Origin of the sequence: Clostridium sp. UBA5988 (assembly GCF_002435615.1) — a bacterium.
GTDB lineage: Bacteria > Bacillota > Clostridia > Clostridiales > Clostridiaceae > Clostridium_J > Clostridium_J sulfidigenes.
The window spans coordinates 45,556-62,328 of sequence record NZ_DJBA01000033.1; the positions used below are offsets into that span (position 1 = coordinate 45,556).

General features: G+C 29.1%; 8 protein-coding genes and 1 pseudogene. 7 read left to right on the plus strand and 2 right to left on the minus strand.

All coding sequences use genetic code 11. The annotated features are described in order from the left end of the window. Position 1 precedes the first annotated feature (1 nt). Entirely contained in the window at positions 2-1,276 is a 1,275-nt protein-coding gene (locus tag B3J31_RS09120) for a double-cubane-cluster-containing anaerobic reductase (protein WP_346873923.1), read from the minus strand. Between the two features lie 324 nt (positions 1,277-1,600). Then, positions 1,601-2,611, minus strand: a pseudogene (locus B3J31_RS09125) (AAA family ATPase); the annotation flags it as partial. Positions 2,612-3,044: 433 nt separating this feature from the next. Here B3J31_RS09125 and B3J31_RS09130 point away from each other — a divergent pair. The 7 genes from B3J31_RS09130 (at position 3,045) to B3J31_RS09160 (ending at position 16,659) form a co-directional block, all read left to right on the plus strand. Then, a complete protein-coding gene (locus B3J31_RS09130; RefSeq protein ID WP_346873924.1) occupies positions 3,045-6,302 on the plus strand; it encodes a helicase-related protein in 3,258 nt (1,085 codons plus the stop codon). Positions 6,303-6,311: 9 nt separating this feature from the next. After that, on the plus strand, positions 6,312-7,070 hold the full coding sequence (locus B3J31_RS09135; protein ID WP_346873925.1) for a DUF4391 domain-containing protein: 759 nt from the start codon (positions 6,312-6,314) through the stop codon (positions 7,068-7,070). Positions 7,071-7,087: 17 nt separating this feature from the next. Further along, on the plus strand, positions 7,088-9,037 hold the full coding sequence (locus tag B3J31_RS09140) for a site-specific DNA-methyltransferase (protein WP_346873926.1): 1,950 nt from the start codon (positions 7,088-7,090) through the stop codon (positions 9,035-9,037). A 12-nt stretch (positions 9,038-9,049) separates the two neighbouring features. Further along, complete coding sequence (locus tag B3J31_RS09145) at positions 9,050-11,998, plus strand: type III restriction-modification system endonuclease (protein ID WP_346873927.1); 2,949 nt, start codon at positions 9,050-9,052, stop codon at positions 11,996-11,998. 17 nt (positions 11,999-12,015) lie between these two features. Then, the gene (locus B3J31_RS09150) at positions 12,016-12,237 is read left to right on the plus strand and encodes a YdbC family protein (protein ID WP_346873928.1); all 222 of its coding nucleotides are present in this window, start codon (positions 12,016-12,018) and stop codon (positions 12,235-12,237) included. Positions 12,238-12,463: 226 nt separating this feature from the next. Further along, a complete protein-coding gene (helD, locus tag B3J31_RS09155; protein WP_346873929.1) occupies positions 12,464-14,749 on the plus strand; it encodes an RNA polymerase recycling motor HelD in 2,286 nt (761 codons plus the stop codon). Positions 14,750-14,997: 248 nt separating this feature from the next. After that, entirely contained in the window at positions 14,998-16,659 is a 1,662-nt protein-coding gene (locus B3J31_RS09160) for a glutamine--tRNA ligase/YqeY domain fusion protein (RefSeq protein ID WP_346873930.1), read from the plus strand. Positions 16,660-16,773: the final 114 nt, after the last annotated feature.

A 16,773-nucleotide genomic window follows, 5' to 3' on the forward strand; every position in this document is an offset into this window, starting at 1 on the left:
ATTAACTATTAAGAATTTCAACAAAGGCACCAATTCTAGTACGTAATTGTTGAGAATCTTGGTCGTTATAATCAGTTTCGATTCCAAGCACAGGAATGCCTGCTTCTTTAAGTGCTTTTTCTACTGTATATCCCTCAATATCATATAGGCTACAGAATTTTAGATTAATATCAATTACACCATCTGCTTTATATTCTTCTACTAAACGTTTAATATCATCAATTCTTCCGCTATTTGGCGTAAAGCATGCACAATTAATACTCATATAACGTTCAGCTAATGCCATAATCATATCATCAATAGATGTTTTTGTTTCATCTACTAAGTTTTCAAAGTATCTAGTACCTGTACAGGTTTCTTCTGCAACTACAGCAGCACCACTTGTTTCTACAATATGATGCAATTTCCAGTTTGGAACTGCCATTGGTGTACCTGTAAATAAAATTCTCTTTGTACCTTCTTTAAATATTCCCATTCCTTGTTTTACACGCTGGTCTAATTCATCACAAAGCTTGTTTACCATTTGTGTAAAACGAGTTGGATCATCATAAAAGGCAATTTGAGAAATTAGTAATACATCCTTACCACTAATTGGTGGATTAGGTTGTTTTCTTAATTCATATAGTCTAGCTAGAGCGCGTCGCTTATCATTAATCAATTTAATACTTGAAGAAAGAGATTCAGCTGTTATCTTGTTACCAGTAAATTCTTCAACTTTAGTCATAAATGTTTTGATTTCTTCAGCCCATCCTTCTACGTCTTTTCTACGTTTCATTTGTGGTAAGTCCATAACATGCATAGGTACATCTTCACCTAGAATTTCCCAAGCCTTTTTCTTTCCATCACAAGTAGTTTCACCAATGTACATATCAGCAATTCTAAAGAATGGACAAGTTTTATCTAAACGAGCACCAACAGAAGCTTTTATTAATGGGCAAGTGCTTGATGGTAATACCTTTTCGCCACCTGGAACCCAAAACTGAGAACCACCACAAAGACCAGTAGCAATAGCACCTGCTGCAAATATTACCTCATCAGGAACATAAACACAGAAAGTACCAAATACTTTACCACCATTTTTTTGATGTTCAATAAGTTCTGCTGGTCGTACTCCATGAATTTCTGCAATTACAAAGTTAAAATAATCCATTGATTCTGGACGATTTTCTTGAGTTAAATATACATCTTCAAACATAGCGGGTAATACCTCACATAGTTGGTCATGAGTTTCTAAATCCATGTTTAAGCCTTCCCACATCTTACGATAGTCTGCCATTATAAATCCCCCTCTTTTACTTCTATGTATTATTATCTTATAATAGTTTAATTTACATATTAACAATATAAAACTATTATTTTGAATCTATAACACATTATAGCATTGGGAAATAGGCACATACAACGAGTATGCGCAAGGTTACTATTGAGTTTTATAATATATAAATTGGGAGTTATAGAAATAATAAATATATGAAAATTTTAAAGGCATGGTTATTATCCTATAATCCCATGCCTTAACTTCAATGTTAATATATCCTAGAGAAAGGCTGTATTAACATTTATATAATCTTTGAGCTAAGGTTCCCATAGACACATTCCCTTAGCAATAAACTTCAACTATTCTTTTTTCTTTCTCACCTAGGTTTAAGGTTGTTTCTTTCACTGTTCCTACTTCTCCATTTACTCTTCTAAAATCAAATATTAAAAGGTATCCCTCATTAAGGCTATATTGCTCTAAGTACTGACCTAGCTGGATTAGTCCTCTTTGATGATAAGATTCTCCACTCCATCTTTTCAGCTCTAGTACATACATCTTTTTATTGTATGTTATAACGATGTCAAATCTCTTTTCATCTCCACCTTGAACTTCCTTAAAAGCAAAGCCAGTTCCATTTATTATTGGACTTATGAAAGCTAAGAATAGTAGTCTTCCATCTGCCTCTAAAAAGGCTTCTCTTTTCTCAGAATACTCATGCTTCATAAACTCTGAGAATTTTATAAGAATCTTTTTAACATCAAGGTTGCCATCTTCTTTAATATAGCAACTTCTTTGATTATAGGAGCCAATATTAGTTGAAGTTTCTATAAGTGAACTCATATAATCATATATAATAAGTTCGTAAATTCTATTATTTATTTTTAACCTCATATTTTCATTTCTAAATATTCCATACTGTATTCCAATGCTTATGATTGGATTATTAATATTATAGGTTATTTTATTACCATCTATAGCTAAGCTTTTCACCATTGTTTTTAATTCTTCATTATTCTCAATATTTTTAATTAAGCTATCAAAATTAGTATTACTATCTTTTAAGAGTTCTTTAACAGCTAGATCCATGTACTCTTTTTCCCATAATAATATATCTTCATCCATTATATTTTCATCTATAATTTTGCATAGTTTACTCACCAAGAAGGGGTAACCAGAAGTATAGAAATAAAGTCTTTCTGCAAGGCATTCTTTATCAAGGTTAACCCTTTTATTTTCAGTATAATCATCCAACATAGTGATTATCTCTTCCTTTGAAAAGCTCATATCCACATTAAAATCAGTGGCTATATTTCATGGACTGTTATATTTATGCTCCTCATCAGGTCTTAATTTGTTGTTCTGTAAGGAACCTAAATGACTAGAGTCATTTAAATAAGCGACCATATCAAAATTAGCACGGCACCTTGAGCTTTCTCTTTATTCTTTATTTTTGAGAGTGATAATCTAAATGTTTTTATGTTTTTATGTTTTTATGTTTTTATGTTCTTGTACCCTTAATACGTTGGAACTAATAGGATAGAGGCTCCTAGAGGAATGAGTAACTTTATATTATCGATATTAAATAAAAATACTTTTTTATTTAACTTAAAGAGTACATGGTTTTAGATATGGGTTTGGAAAATAGTTTCATTGCAAGAAATTATAGAAAGTACAAAAAAATAGGATTATAATATAATTGCATAGGTGTAAGCTGGTGTAATTATTTTTATTTGTAAATAAATAAAATAGAAATATTATTTTAACATTAGATAGGATGGGATTGAGTATGCAGCAACCTAAAATATTAGATAATAAACAATTTGGTAAGGTAGGAGAAGAGCTAAAAAGTACTATAAAAAGTTATTCAAAACTTTCAATAATATCAGCTTATTTCACTATTTTTGCTTACAAAGAACTAAGTAGGGAATTAAAGAAAATTGATAAGTTAAGATTTTTATTTACGGAACCTACCTTTGTAAAAAAAGATAAAAATTTAGTAAGAACATATTTTATAGATAGAACACCTGAACATAATATATCAGGGAATGAATTTGAGATTAAACTGAGAAATGAAATGAATCAAGCAAGTATAGCTAAGGAGTGTGCTCAGTGGATCAAAAATAAGGCTGAGTTTAAATCACTTATGAAACCAAATCCAGCACAACAAAGACTTATATATATAGAAAACCAGGAGGAAAATATATCTATAAATGGAACAGTTGATTTTACTACAGATGGTTTAGGATTTTCTCCATCTAATAGAATGGATATGAATACATGCATGTATGGAAAAGAGTGCACTAATCAATTCCTTACAATGTTTAATAATATATGGGAAGACGAAAGTTTAGTTGAAGATGTAAAAGCAAAGGTCTTAGAACAAATGGAACTTATATATAAAGAAAATACCCCTGAGTTTATATACTTTGTAACCTTATATAATATATTTAAAAACTATTTAGGTGAGATAGCAGAAGAGAATATAGTTAAAACTAAAACAGGATTTAAAGAGACAGAGGTTTGGAATAAGCTATATAAGTTTCAAAAAGATGGTGTTATAGGAGCCATAGATAAGATTGAAAAACATGGTGGATGTATAATTGCTGATTCTGTAGGACTAGGAAAAACTTTTTCAGCATTGGCAGTCATAAAATATTATGAACTTAGAAATTATAGAGTACTGGTATTAGCACCTAAAAAGTTAAGAGAAAACTGGACAATCTATACATTACAAAATGATAAAAGAAATATTTTGGGTAAAGATAGATTTAATTTTGATGTATTAAATCATACTGACTTAACAAGAACAAGTGGTAAAGTAGGAGATATAAATTTAGAGACATTAAATTGGTGTAACTATGACTTAGTAGTTATTGATGAATCCCATAACTTTAGAAATAATAATGCTAGAAATGAAAAGATAACAAGGTATTCTAAGCTATTAAATGATGTTATTAGAAGTGGAGCTGAAACAAAGATATTAATGTTATCAGCTACACCAGTAAATAATAAGATGAATGACCTAAAGAATCAAATTAACTTTATTACAGAAGGAAGAGATAATGCATTTGATTCAGAAGGAATAACCAGTGTTGAGTTAACTTTAAGAAAAGCACAGCTTGTATTTAATAAATGGACTGAGTTAGAGGAACAAGAAAGAACATTAGATACTTTTATGGAAATGATGAATATGGATTATTTTAAACTTCTTGATACAGTGACAATAGCAAGGTCAAGAAAACATATTGAAAAGTATTATGATGTAGCTGAAATTGGAAAATTTCCAAAGAGATTAAAACCTATTAATATTAAATCAAATATTGATGAAATGAACGAATTTCCTAGTTTAGAACATATAAATAAAGTTATTAGAAATCTTAATTTAAGCACATATGCTCCATTAAAGTATGTGTTGCCAGAAAAGAGAGCAGAATATGATAGGAAATATGATACTTCTGTAAAAGGTGGACAATCTGTATTTAGACAGGTAGATAGAGAACAAAGTTTGGTTAGCTTAATGAGGGTAAATATATTAAAAAGAATGGAAAGCTCTATTAATTCTTTTGGAATTACCATAGCTAAATTATTAAAGCAGATAGATAATACATTAGAGAAAATTGAAAGAAAACAAATGGATTTTGATACATCATTAAATATAGATGATATAGAGATTGATGATGATAGATTAGAGGATTCATTAATAGGAAATAAAGTCAAGGTCCTTATTCAAGACATGGATTTGATTAAGTGGAAACAAGATCTAGAAGATGATAAAAAGAAGCTAGAAGAACTTATTTATGAGGCGGCTAAAATTGTTAAAAATAGAGATGCTAAACTAAATAATTTAAAGGAGATTGTAATAAATAAATTGAATAACCCTTTAAATCAAGGAAATAAGAAGATAATTATATTCTCAGCTTTTGCAGATACAGCAAATTATCTATATGAAAGTTTATCATCATGGATTAAAGAAGAGTTTAACTTACATACAGCGCTAGTTACAGGTGCTGGTGATAATAAATGTACTCTTTTAGGAATAAATAAAAAGGATTTAAATGTAGTCCTTACAAACTTTTCACCAAAGTCAAAGGAAAGAGAAAAGATTTTTCCAGATATGAAAGAAGAAATAGACATATTAATAGCTACTGATTGTATATCAGAAGGACAGAACTTACAGGATTGTGATTATCTAATAAATTATGATATACACTGGAACCCAGTTAGAATAATTCAGAGATTTGGTAGAATAGATAGATTAGGTTCAAAAAATGATTGTATACAATTAGTGAATTTTTGGCCTAATATGGAGTTAGATGAGTACATTAATCTTGAAGCTAGGGTTACAGGAAGAATGATGCTATTAGATATTTCAGCTACAGGAGAAGAGAATATTATTGATAATAGTGGAAAATCTAAAATGAATGATTTAGAGTATAGAAAGAAACAGTTAACACAATTACAAAATGAAGTAGTTGATCTTGAGGATATTTCAGGGGGAATCTCTATTACTGACCTTACTATGAATGATTTTAAAATGGATTTAATGGAATATATGAAGAACAATAAAGTAGACTTAGAAAAAGCACCAATGGGGATGTATGCTATTTCTAGTATTGAAGATGAAGAATTAAAGGAGCAAATAAAACCAGGTGTTATATTCACATTAAAACAAGTGAATCATAATGCAAAACCAGAGGAAAGCAATTCATTATATCCTTATTATATGGTTTATGTTTATGAAGATGGAACTGTTAGGTATAACTATATTCATACAAAGAAAATACTGGATTTTTACAGGAAGTTATGTTCAGGTAAGAAGGAGATATTAAAAGATATAGTTAAAGCCTTTAATGATGAAACTAATGATGGAAAAGATATGAATAGATATTCAAGTCTTTTAGAAGATGCCATTGATAATATAATGGGGAAGAAAGAAGAAAAAGGAGTTGCCTCTTTATTTAGTAAAGGAGGGACAACTATTCAAAAGAGCTTATTTAAGGGGATTGAAGATTTTGAATTAGTATCATTTTTAGTGATAAAATAGGGGGAAACAATGGCACATAAGCTATATGAAAAAATGAATATACCAGCATCTTGTGAGGTGGATAATACTATATTTAAAAAGTTGTTTTATGAAAATGCCAATATGAATAGTTCTGATAAGGAGATATTTACGAATCACATTGATAAGATAGTTTGGAAATATTCATTTAAAGAAGAAAACTTAAATATAAAAGGGTACAAAACAGATGAATTAGATTATGAAGAAATAGCTGTTATTGAGGTATCATTAAATAATGATAAAAAACATAAGAGAATAACTGAAATTATACAAAACACAATACCATATCCTTTAATTTTGGTGTTTGTTATTGAAGATAGAATTCTTTTAAATACAGCTAGTAAAAGGGTTAATAAAGTCGATGTGAGTAAAAACACTGTAGAAGATTACATCTATAGCCCATGGATTAACTTTTCAAACTTAAATGATAATGAGGAAAAATTTCTGCAATCATTGAGCATAAGAGATTTTTCTTTTATAAATATATATAAATTCTATTGTAGCTTTGTAGATAGAGTTAAAATATTTAATGCGTCTATCATTGCAGGTGATTTTGAAAGTTTAAAAAATAAAGATATAGAAGAAGTAAATACTTTAAACACTCAAATAGAAAGTTTAAATACTGAAATTGAAAAGTTAAGGGGAGAATTAAAAAAAGAGCATCATTTCAATAAAAGGCTAGATATAAATGTTAAAATAAAAAAGATAGAATCTAAGAGAAGCAATTTAATTGAAAAATTAAAAGCATAAGTTGGGAGGAACTCATAATGGAAAAAATCAATGGATACAGTTTAGATATAGTTAAAGAAAACATATCAAAACTAAAAGAAATATTCCCAGAGGTATTTTGTGAGGATAAAGTTGATTTTGAAAGATTACAAGAAGTTTTAGGGGAATATATAGAGGATAAAGAAGAGAGATATAGATTCGAATGGCATGGAAAATCACAAGCCATAAGAATGTCACAAACTCCATCAAGAGGAACTCTAAGACCATGTAAAGAAGAAAGCAAAAATTGGGATACAACAGAGAATTTATATATTGAGGGTGATAACTTAGAGGTTTTAAAATTACTTCAAAAAAGCTATCAAAACAAGATAAAAATGATATACATAGACCCTCCCTATAACACAGGAAATGACTTTGTATATAAAGATGATTACAAAGATAATCTTTCCAATTACTTAGCTATAACAGGTCAAATTGATGAAGAAGGGTATAGAACATCTACAAATTCAGATACAAGTGGAAGATATCATACTGAGTGGTTAAATATGATGTATCCTAGATTAAGATTAGCAAGAAACTTATTGACAGAAGATGGAGTTATTTTTATATCTATAGGTGAACAAGAATTCCATAATTTGAAAAAAATTGGAGATGAGGTTTTTGGAGAGGATAATTTTATAGGATGTGCAGGTAGAATTTCCAAGAAAGCTAATAATCAAGGAGATTATTGGGCACCTAATTTCGATTATATATTAACATATACTAAAAATAGAGACTTTTGTGTTCCTTTTTTTGGTGGAATAAATTATTCTTCGTATAATCTTATTGAAGAAGAAGGGTCAAGGAAAGGTGAGTATTATCAATTGGTAAGGCTATATATGACCAGTTTAGATCCTATGAGAGGTTGTACGAATCAAAGATATTTTATAGAATGTCCAGATGGAAGTTTAGTAATTCCGCCTGGCAATATATATCCTGATGAGAAAAAAGATGGTGCAAGTGTTATTCCTCAAAGTGGTAAAGATAAAGTGTGGCGTTGGAGCAAAAAGACTTATGAAGAAAATAAAGATAAAATAGTTGTTAAAAAAGTTAGATCTTCTAATTTAGTTAATGAGAATGGCGAAGAAACTTTTTGGAATGTATTCACTAAAACATATTTAAATGATGTAATTAGTAAATCAAGTGCAACACCAAATAATTTTATTGAAGAGCATATAAATCAATCTGCATCCCATGAATTAAATAAATTAGGAATACCATTTGATTTTGCAAAGCCATCATCATTAATAAAGTTTTTATCTAAAACATGTAGAGTAGGAAAGGAAGAGATAGTTTTGGATTTCTTCTCAGGTTCTGCAAGTTCAGCTAATGCAGTAATGGATTTAAATCTTGAGGATGGAGGCAATAGGAAGTTTATAATGATACAGTTACCAGAAGTAACAGATATTAGTACAGATGCTTATAAAGATGGATATAATAACATATGCGAAATAGGTAAAGAACGTATTAGAAGAGCTGGTGATAAAATTGTTGAAGAGAACAAAGATAAAGTAGGAATTGATGATTTAGATATTGGATTTAAGGTGTTTAAGTTAGATACATCAAATATCAAACCATGGAATCCTAAGTATGATAATGTTGAAATGTCACTTGAAGATGTAATTGACAATTTTCTTCCGGGAAGAACAGAGGAAGATGTGGTTTATGAAATTATGCTTAAGTATGGTATTGATTTGACATATCCTATTGAGGTTAGAGAAGTTAGTGGAAAGAAAGTATTTAGTATTGGGTTTGGAGCTTTAATTATTTGTTTAGATGATGAAATCACTTTAGAGGTTGTTAATGGAATAGTTGATTTAAGGAATGAGTTAACACCTGAAACCACTAGGGTGGTATTTAAGGATAATGGATTTAAAACTGATTCTGTGAAAACTAATACCATAGAAATATTAAAGAGAAACAATATAACTGAAATAATGAGCATATAGGAGGGAACTTAAATGAAGTTAAAATTTAATTCAGATTTAGACTATCAAAAAGAAAGTATCTCTTCTATAGTTAATATTTTCAAAGGACAAACTCCAGCACAATCAAATTTTACAGTATCACCTTTAACAGACAGTGTTGGTACTGAAGGTAAGTTTATAACAGATACTGGTATAGGTAATAAATTAGAACTGTATGAAGAAGATATTTTAAAAAACGTAAGAGAAATTCAACTTAAAAATGGATTAAAACCTTCAACGTTATCTGATTTAGATAAAAATGATTATAAATTTACTGTAGAGATGGAAACGGGTACAGGAAAAACTTATGTTTATTTAAGAACAATATTTGAGTTAAATGCAAAGTATGGATTTACAAAGTTTATAATTGTAGTCCCATCAGTTGCAATTAAAGAAGGTGTTGTTAAATCTATAGATATTATGACAGAGCATTTTAAAGGGATTTATGATAATGTAATATTTAAAGCCAATGAATACAAGTCTCAAAAGCTAGATATTATAAGAGATTTTGCTACTAGTGATAATATAAGAATAATGGTTATGACAATACAATCCTTCAATAAAGATACTAATGTAATAAATATCGATAATGAAAAAACAAATGGAGTTAAACCAATTGATTTTATTAAAGAAACTAAACCAATTGTTATTATAGATGAACCTCAAAGTTCAGCAAGTACACAGAAAGCAATGGATGCAATCAAATCATTAAATCCATTGTGTACAGTAGGATATTCTGCTACTCATAAAGATAAACATAATTTAATGTTTAGATTAGATGCTGTTGATGCATATGAAAGACAGTTAGTAAAGCAAATAGAAGTTGCCAGCGTTATTTCAAAAGACCATAACAATGACGCATATATAAAGCTTATAAGTGTAAATAATAAAAAATCACCAATTAAAGCAAAGATTGAAATTGATAAATGGGATGCTAAAAAAGGAACAATAGTTAGGACTGCAAAAGAATATAAAGTAGAAGATGACTTGTATGAATTATCAGGAAGAAGAGATGTATATCAAGGGTATCAAATTACAGAAATCAATGCTAAAGAGGGCGATGAGTATGTTTCTTTTGTAGGTCATGAACCTATAAGATTAGGGGAAGTTCGTGGTGAAATTGATGATGATATAATCAAAAGAACTCAAATAAGAAAGACTATTGAAGAGCATTTAAACAAAGAACTTAGACTTAAAAAAGAAAGAATTAAGGTGCTTAGTTTATTCTTCATAGATAAAGTTGCAAATTATAGAATTAAAGATAAAGATGGTAATCCTCAAAAAGGAAAATATGCAATCTGGTTTGAAGAGGAATATAAAAAAGCTATAGAAAATCCTAAATATAAAACATTGTTTAATGATGTAGATATAGAAACAGGAGCGGAATTAGTCCATAATGGTTATTTTGCGCAGGATAAAAAAGGAGCATTAAAAGATACTAATGGTTCAACAGCTGCTGATGAAGATGCATATAGCTTAATAATGAAAGATAAAGAAAAATTACTAAGCTTTGATACAAAGCTAAAATTTATCTTCTCCCATTCAGCCTTAAAAGAAGGTTGGGATGATCCCAATGTATTTCAAATATGTACTTTAAATGAAACAAAGTCAGAATCAAAAAAGAGACAGGAAATAGGTAGAGGACTTAGATTAGCAGTAAATCAACAAGGTGAAAGAGTGTATGGTTTTGCTGTAAATACATTAACTGTAATGGCTAATGAAAGTTATGAAGACTTTGCTAGAAAGCTACAAAATGAATATGAAGAAGATGAAGGTATTAGATTTGGAATTGTTGAAAAGCACAGTTTTGCTAATATTATAATATCAAAAGATGGAGAATCAACATATTTAGAGCAAGAGGTTTCTGAAAAGATATTTAATCATTTAAAAGAATTTAAATATATAGATGATAAAGGTAAAATAACAGATACCCTAAGAACAGCACTAAAAGAGCAAAAAGTAGATATACCAGAAGAATTTAAAGAAATAGAAACTCAAATAGTTGCTAACCTTAAAAAGTTATCTGGTAATTTAAATGTAAAAAATGCAGAAGATAAAAAACCAGTAAACTTAAATAAAATGAGATATTTAAGTCCAGAATTTAAGGAATTATGGGATAGAATAAAATATAAGACAACATATTCAGTCCAGTTTGATTCTGATGATCTTATAAGAAAATGTGCAGAGGAAATAACACATAATTTAATTATCAGTAAAGCTAAGTTGGTTTATTCAAAGGCAGAAGTAGATATAACTAAAGCTGGAACAGTTACTGAAGAGAATAATAGATATAGTATAGATATAGAAGAACCTAATTTTGTATTACCAGATATAATAACTTTCCTACAAAATCAAACAAACCTAACGAGAAGAACCTTAGTGGAAATACTTAAAAAATCAGAAAGGTTAGATGATTTTAAAAAGAATCCTCAAAAGTTTATGGATGAAGTAGCTAGTATTATTAAAAGAAAAATGAGATTAATGATAGTTGATGGTATTAAGTATGAAAAAATAGGTGATGATGAGTTTTACGCTCAAGAGCTATTTGAAACTCAAGAGTTAAGCGGATATTTATCAAAGAACATGATAGGTAGTGAAAAATCTGTTTATGACTATATTATTTATGATTCTGATGTAGAGGCAGAGTTTGCTAAAAAATTTGAAAAAAATCATAGTGTGAAAATGTATATAAAATTACCGGATTGGTTTAAAGTAGAAACGCCACTAGGAAGCTATAATCCAGACTGGGCTGTATTAATAGAAAAGAACAATACAGAAAAACTATATTTTGTGGTTGAAACAAAGGGAAATATTTTAGCAGAAGAATTAAGAGAAAGAGAATATAGAAAGATTCAATGTGGACATAAGCATTTTGCAGCACTAGGTAATGAAACTATATTTAGGGAAACAGATAGTTTTGAGAAGTTTATTGAGAATGTATAAATGGAGGTAGTGAATTTATGGCAGATATTAAATTTGAAATAAAAGAAACTTTAGGAGTTGTATCAGAATCAGCTAAAGGGTGGAAGAAAGAATTAAATCTTATAAGCTGGAATGGAAATGAACCTAAATATGATTTAAGAGATTGGGCACCTGAACATGAAAAGATGGGTAAGGGTGTTACATTAAGTAAAGAAGAGCTAAAAGAGCTTAAGAATATTTTAAATAAAATAGAATTTTAAAGGAACCATGAATATATTAAAAAACTTCTATGAATTTGTAAAAACTTAATGTATAATATATAGGCAACTCATAAACAAAGAAATATTTCATTATGATTGCCATAAGCTCTTAGAAAATTATACAATTAATACAAAAGTAATATTACATTATAAGCAAAGAGGAAAAATCCAAGGGGTTTTTCCTCTATATTTTTTCAAAAATATAAGAAGTGAGAGGTGAAAAACAATGACAATTAATAGAGAAGAGACTTTGAAGGAAGAAATGAAATTCAGTAGTACTAAGGAATGGATAGAAAAGCAACTTTTAAACACTGAGAAAAAGTGTGAAGAGTATGAAACGAAAGTAGCAACCCTTAAAAAATCTTCAAGGGGTACTTTTAGTACAGAACTAATTTTAGCCCAAAATATTCAAGACTTCGCAAATAAAGATTTGCATAAGTATAATGAAAGTAAAGATAATCCATACTTTGCAAGAATTGATTTCAAGGAAAAGATAAGAGATGTAGAAAGCTTTTATATTGGTAAGTTTGGACTTATAGATGAAGTTAAAAACGAAGAGGTTGTCATTGATTGGAGAGCACCTCTTGCCAATTTATATTATAGTGGAACTTTTGGAGCAGCATCTTATACTGCCCCCATGGGAGAAATTCAAGGAGACCTATTATTAAAAAGGAAATTCCAAGTTAAGGATGGGAAAATAGTAAATATCTTTGATGAGGGAGTAAATGAGTTAATAGTTCCAGTATCAGAAGATGGAGAAGAACTAGTAGATGAGTTTTTAAAGATAAATCTAGAAGAAAATATGAGTAAAAAGCTGAAGGATGTAGTAAATACAATTCAGAGGGAACAAAATGAAATTATTAGGGCATATAAAAATAAACCAATAATTATTCAAGGTTCTGCTGGGTCAGGAAAGACTACGGTAGCATTACATAGATTAGCCTACCTAGTGTATACCTATGGAGATGAAATGAATAATAGGAACATACTAGTAGTTGCACCAAACCAGTTATTTTTAGACTATATATCAGATATATTACCAAACTTAGGAGTTAGTAATGTAAAACAGTCAACCTTTGAAGAACTTTGCAGTACAAGTTTAAACATTAAATATAAAATAATAACTAAGGATAAAAAGCTTGCACATATAATGGAATGTAAGGATGAGGAAAAAATTAAATACATTACTGCATCTAGCAAAATAAAAGGGACAATGACTTATAAGACTATTATGGATAGGTTTATTAAATATTTAGAAAGAAAAAGTTCTGAAGTAGAAGATATATTAGTTGATGAATACATTTTATTTTCAGCAAAGGAAATAAAAAGACTATACATAAAGGATTTAGAAAATTTACCTATTAACAAGAGAAAGGATGAAATAAATAAATATTTTAAAGGTAAGTTAAAAAGCCGAATAGAAGAAATTAAAGAAAAGATAGAAAATGTATACTTTTTTAAGATAAAAGATATTAAGGATAGGAAAGCCATATCAGAGGAAGATAAGAGAAAAGAAATAATAAAAACCTATGATGAACGAGATAAGCTTATAGGCGAATTAAAAACTAAAGGTAGTAAGGCATTAAAAGAGTTCTTTGGTAATTGGAAGAAGATAAGTGTAGTGGATAGCTATATAAATCTATATAACGATGAAGAAGCATTTTCGTATGTAACAGATAATTGCTTACCTAAAAAATTAGCTGATTATATGAGAGATGAAATAAATAATAATATTGCCACTAAAAATATAGACTGCGATGATTTAACGGCGTTGACATACTTACAATTGAAGTTAGAAGGGGTCGTGGGAGAGAGCTATATTCATACTGTCATTGATGAAGCGCAAGATTATAGCCTTATGCAGTTTAGTGTATTGAAGGAGATATCAAAGAATAACTCCATGACTATAGTAGGGGATTTAGGACAAGGAATCTATAATTATAAAGGAATTAACTCATGGGAAAGCTTAATAGAAAAGGTATTTAGAGAAGATGCCACTTATATAACCTTATCCCAAAGTTATAGGTCTACAGTAGAAATAATAGAGTTTGCAAACAGGGTATTAGAAAAGCAAGAGTTAAATATAAATCCAGCTCTTCCTATATTAAGACATGGAGATGAACCTAGGGTTATTAATGCTAAAGAAGATGAAGAAATAAGAGTTATTGATGCTTTATTAGAAGAAATATATAGTAAGAATAAAAAAACTGTAGCCATAATTTGCAAAACCTATACGGAGTGTAAGGAACTACATAAACGGCTTAAGAAGGAGTCAAAATATAAATGGGAACTGATAGAAGAGAGTCAAAGTAAATTAGATATAGATAAGTTAATTATACCTAGCTATATGACCAAGGGGTTAGAGTTTGATGCAACTATTGTTTATAATTGTAATGAAGATATGTATAGCAATGAAGCCTTAGATAAAAAGTTACTATATGTGGCATTAACTAGAGCATTACATCTTCAATATGTAATGTATAAAGAATCACTTTCTTCTTTACTTGTATAGGTATAAGCCTAGTTGCAATAAGGAATAATAGGTTATAGTTTAAAATAGAAGTTATTGTACTATAATTTTAAAGATAATAGAAAAAAAGTGCAAATTATGATATATTTAAGGTTGTGTAAGTCAAAATAATTAGATAATTTATTGATAATACGAATTATGTTTCGATAATGAAGGTATATGAATGCCATTATATTATTAAATTATTTGATAATAACCTAAATAAAATATAATAAGAGGAAGTGATTATTATGGGAGAAAATATAGGAAATACATCTTCAAATTTTATTAAAAGAATAGTGGTGGATGACTTACAGAGCAAGAAACATGACAATATAATTACTCGTTTTCCACCAGAACCAAATGGATATTTACATATAGGACATGCAAAATCTATAGTTTTAAACTTTGAGTTAGCAGATGAGTTTAATGGAAAGACTAACTTAAGATTTGACGATACAAATCCTACTAAAGAAGATACTGAATATGTTGAATCTATAAAAGAAGATATAAAATGGCTTGGATTTAACTGGGATGATTTATACTTTGCATCAGATTATTTTGAGAAAATGTATAATAGGGCAGTACTCTTAATTAAAAAAGGATTAGCCTTTGTATGTGATTTAACTCCTGATGAAATAAGAGAATATAGAGGAAGCTTAAAGGAGCCAGGAAAAGAAAGTCCTTATAGAAATAGAACTGTTGAAGAAAACTTAGAATTGTTTGATCGTATGAGAAAAGGTGAATTTAAGGATGGTGAGAAGGTTTTAAGAGCTAAAATTGATATGAGCTCTCCTAATATAAATATGAGGGATCCTATAATCTATCGTATATCTCATACAGCACATCATAACACAGGAGATAAATGGTGTGTATATCCAATGTATGATTTTGCACATCCCCTAGAAGATGCTATAGAAGGCATAACTCACTCAATCTGTACTTTAGAATTTGAGGATCATAGACCACTTTATGATTGGGTAGTAGAAGCGTGTGAAATGGAAAGTACTCCAAGACAAATAGAATTTGCAAGACTAAATATTACTAATACAGTAATGAGTAAAAGAAAACTTAAAGCTTTAGTAGATGAAGGTATTGCTGATGGATGGGATGATCCAAGAATGCCAACTATAGCTGGATTAAGAAGACGTGGTTATACTCCTGAGTCTATAAGAAACTTCTGCAGAGAAATAGGGGTAGCAAAAAATGATAGTACTGTAGATGAACAGTTATTAGAACATTTTATTAGAGAAGATTTAAGCACTAAAGCACCAAGAACCATGGGAGTTATCAGGCCTTTAAAGGTGGTTATAACTAACTACCCTGAGGGCGAAGTTGAAATGTTAGAGATTGAAAATAATCAAGATGACCCATCCATGGGGAAAAGAATGGTACAATTCTCTAGAGAAATATATATTGAAGAAGAAGATTTTATGGAAGAACCACCTAAAAAGTACTTTAGATTATTCCCAGGAAATGAAGTTAGACTTAAGGGAGCATACTTTATAAAGTGTAATGATTTTATAAAAGATGAATCTGGAAAAGTTGTTGAGATTCATTGTACTTATGACAAGGAAACTAAGAGTGGAACAGGATTTACAGGTAGAAAAGTTAAGGGAACAATACATTGGGTAGACGCTAGCTCTGCTATACCAGCAGAATTTAGACTATATGAACCTTTAATAAAAGATGAAGAAATTGATGAAAACAAAACTTTCCTAGAATGTGTTAATCCAAATTCCTTAGAAGTATTACAGGGTTATGTTGAAGATAATATGAGGGGCGTAAAACCAGGTGAAAGCTTCCAATTCTTTAGACATGGATATTTTAATGTGGATTCTAAATATTCTACAGAGAATAAACCTGTATTTAACAGAATAGTATCTTTAAAAAGTTCTTTTAAAATAAAATAAAAACACTACCTCTTAATTTTAAAATTAAGAGGTAGTATTTTTTATAAAGTCTAATGTTAATTTCATAAGCTGTTTATATATGAATTATATGTTACTTTTTAGGAGTTAATATAA

What these genes read in the sequence shown, in the direction of transcription:
- B3J31_RS09120 (WP_346873923.1), bottom strand. Translation starts at nt 1,276, where the DNA reads ATGGCAGACTATCGTAAGATGTGGGAAGGCTTAAACATGGATTTAGAA.
- B3J31_RS09130 (WP_346873924.1), top strand. Translation starts at nt 3,045, where the DNA reads ATGCAGCAACCTAAAATATTAGATAATAAACAATTTGGTAAGGTAGGA.
- B3J31_RS09135 (WP_346873925.1), top strand. Translation starts at nt 6,312, where the DNA reads ATGGCACATAAGCTATATGAAAAAATGAATATACCAGCATCTTGTGAG.
- B3J31_RS09140 (WP_346873926.1), top strand. Translation starts at nt 7,088, where the DNA reads ATGGAAAAAATCAATGGATACAGTTTAGATATAGTTAAAGAAAACATA.
- B3J31_RS09145 (WP_346873927.1), top strand. Translation starts at nt 9,050, where the DNA reads ATGAAGTTAAAATTTAATTCAGATTTAGACTATCAAAAAGAAAGTATC.
- B3J31_RS09150 (WP_346873928.1), top strand. Translation starts at nt 12,016, where the DNA reads ATGGCAGATATTAAATTTGAAATAAAAGAAACTTTAGGAGTTGTATCA.
- helD (WP_346873929.1), top strand. Translation starts at nt 12,464, where the DNA reads ATGACAATTAATAGAGAAGAGACTTTGAAGGAAGAAATGAAATTCAGT.
- B3J31_RS09160 (WP_346873930.1), top strand. Translation starts at nt 14,998, where the DNA reads ATGGGAGAAAATATAGGAAATACATCTTCAAATTTTATTAAAAGAATA.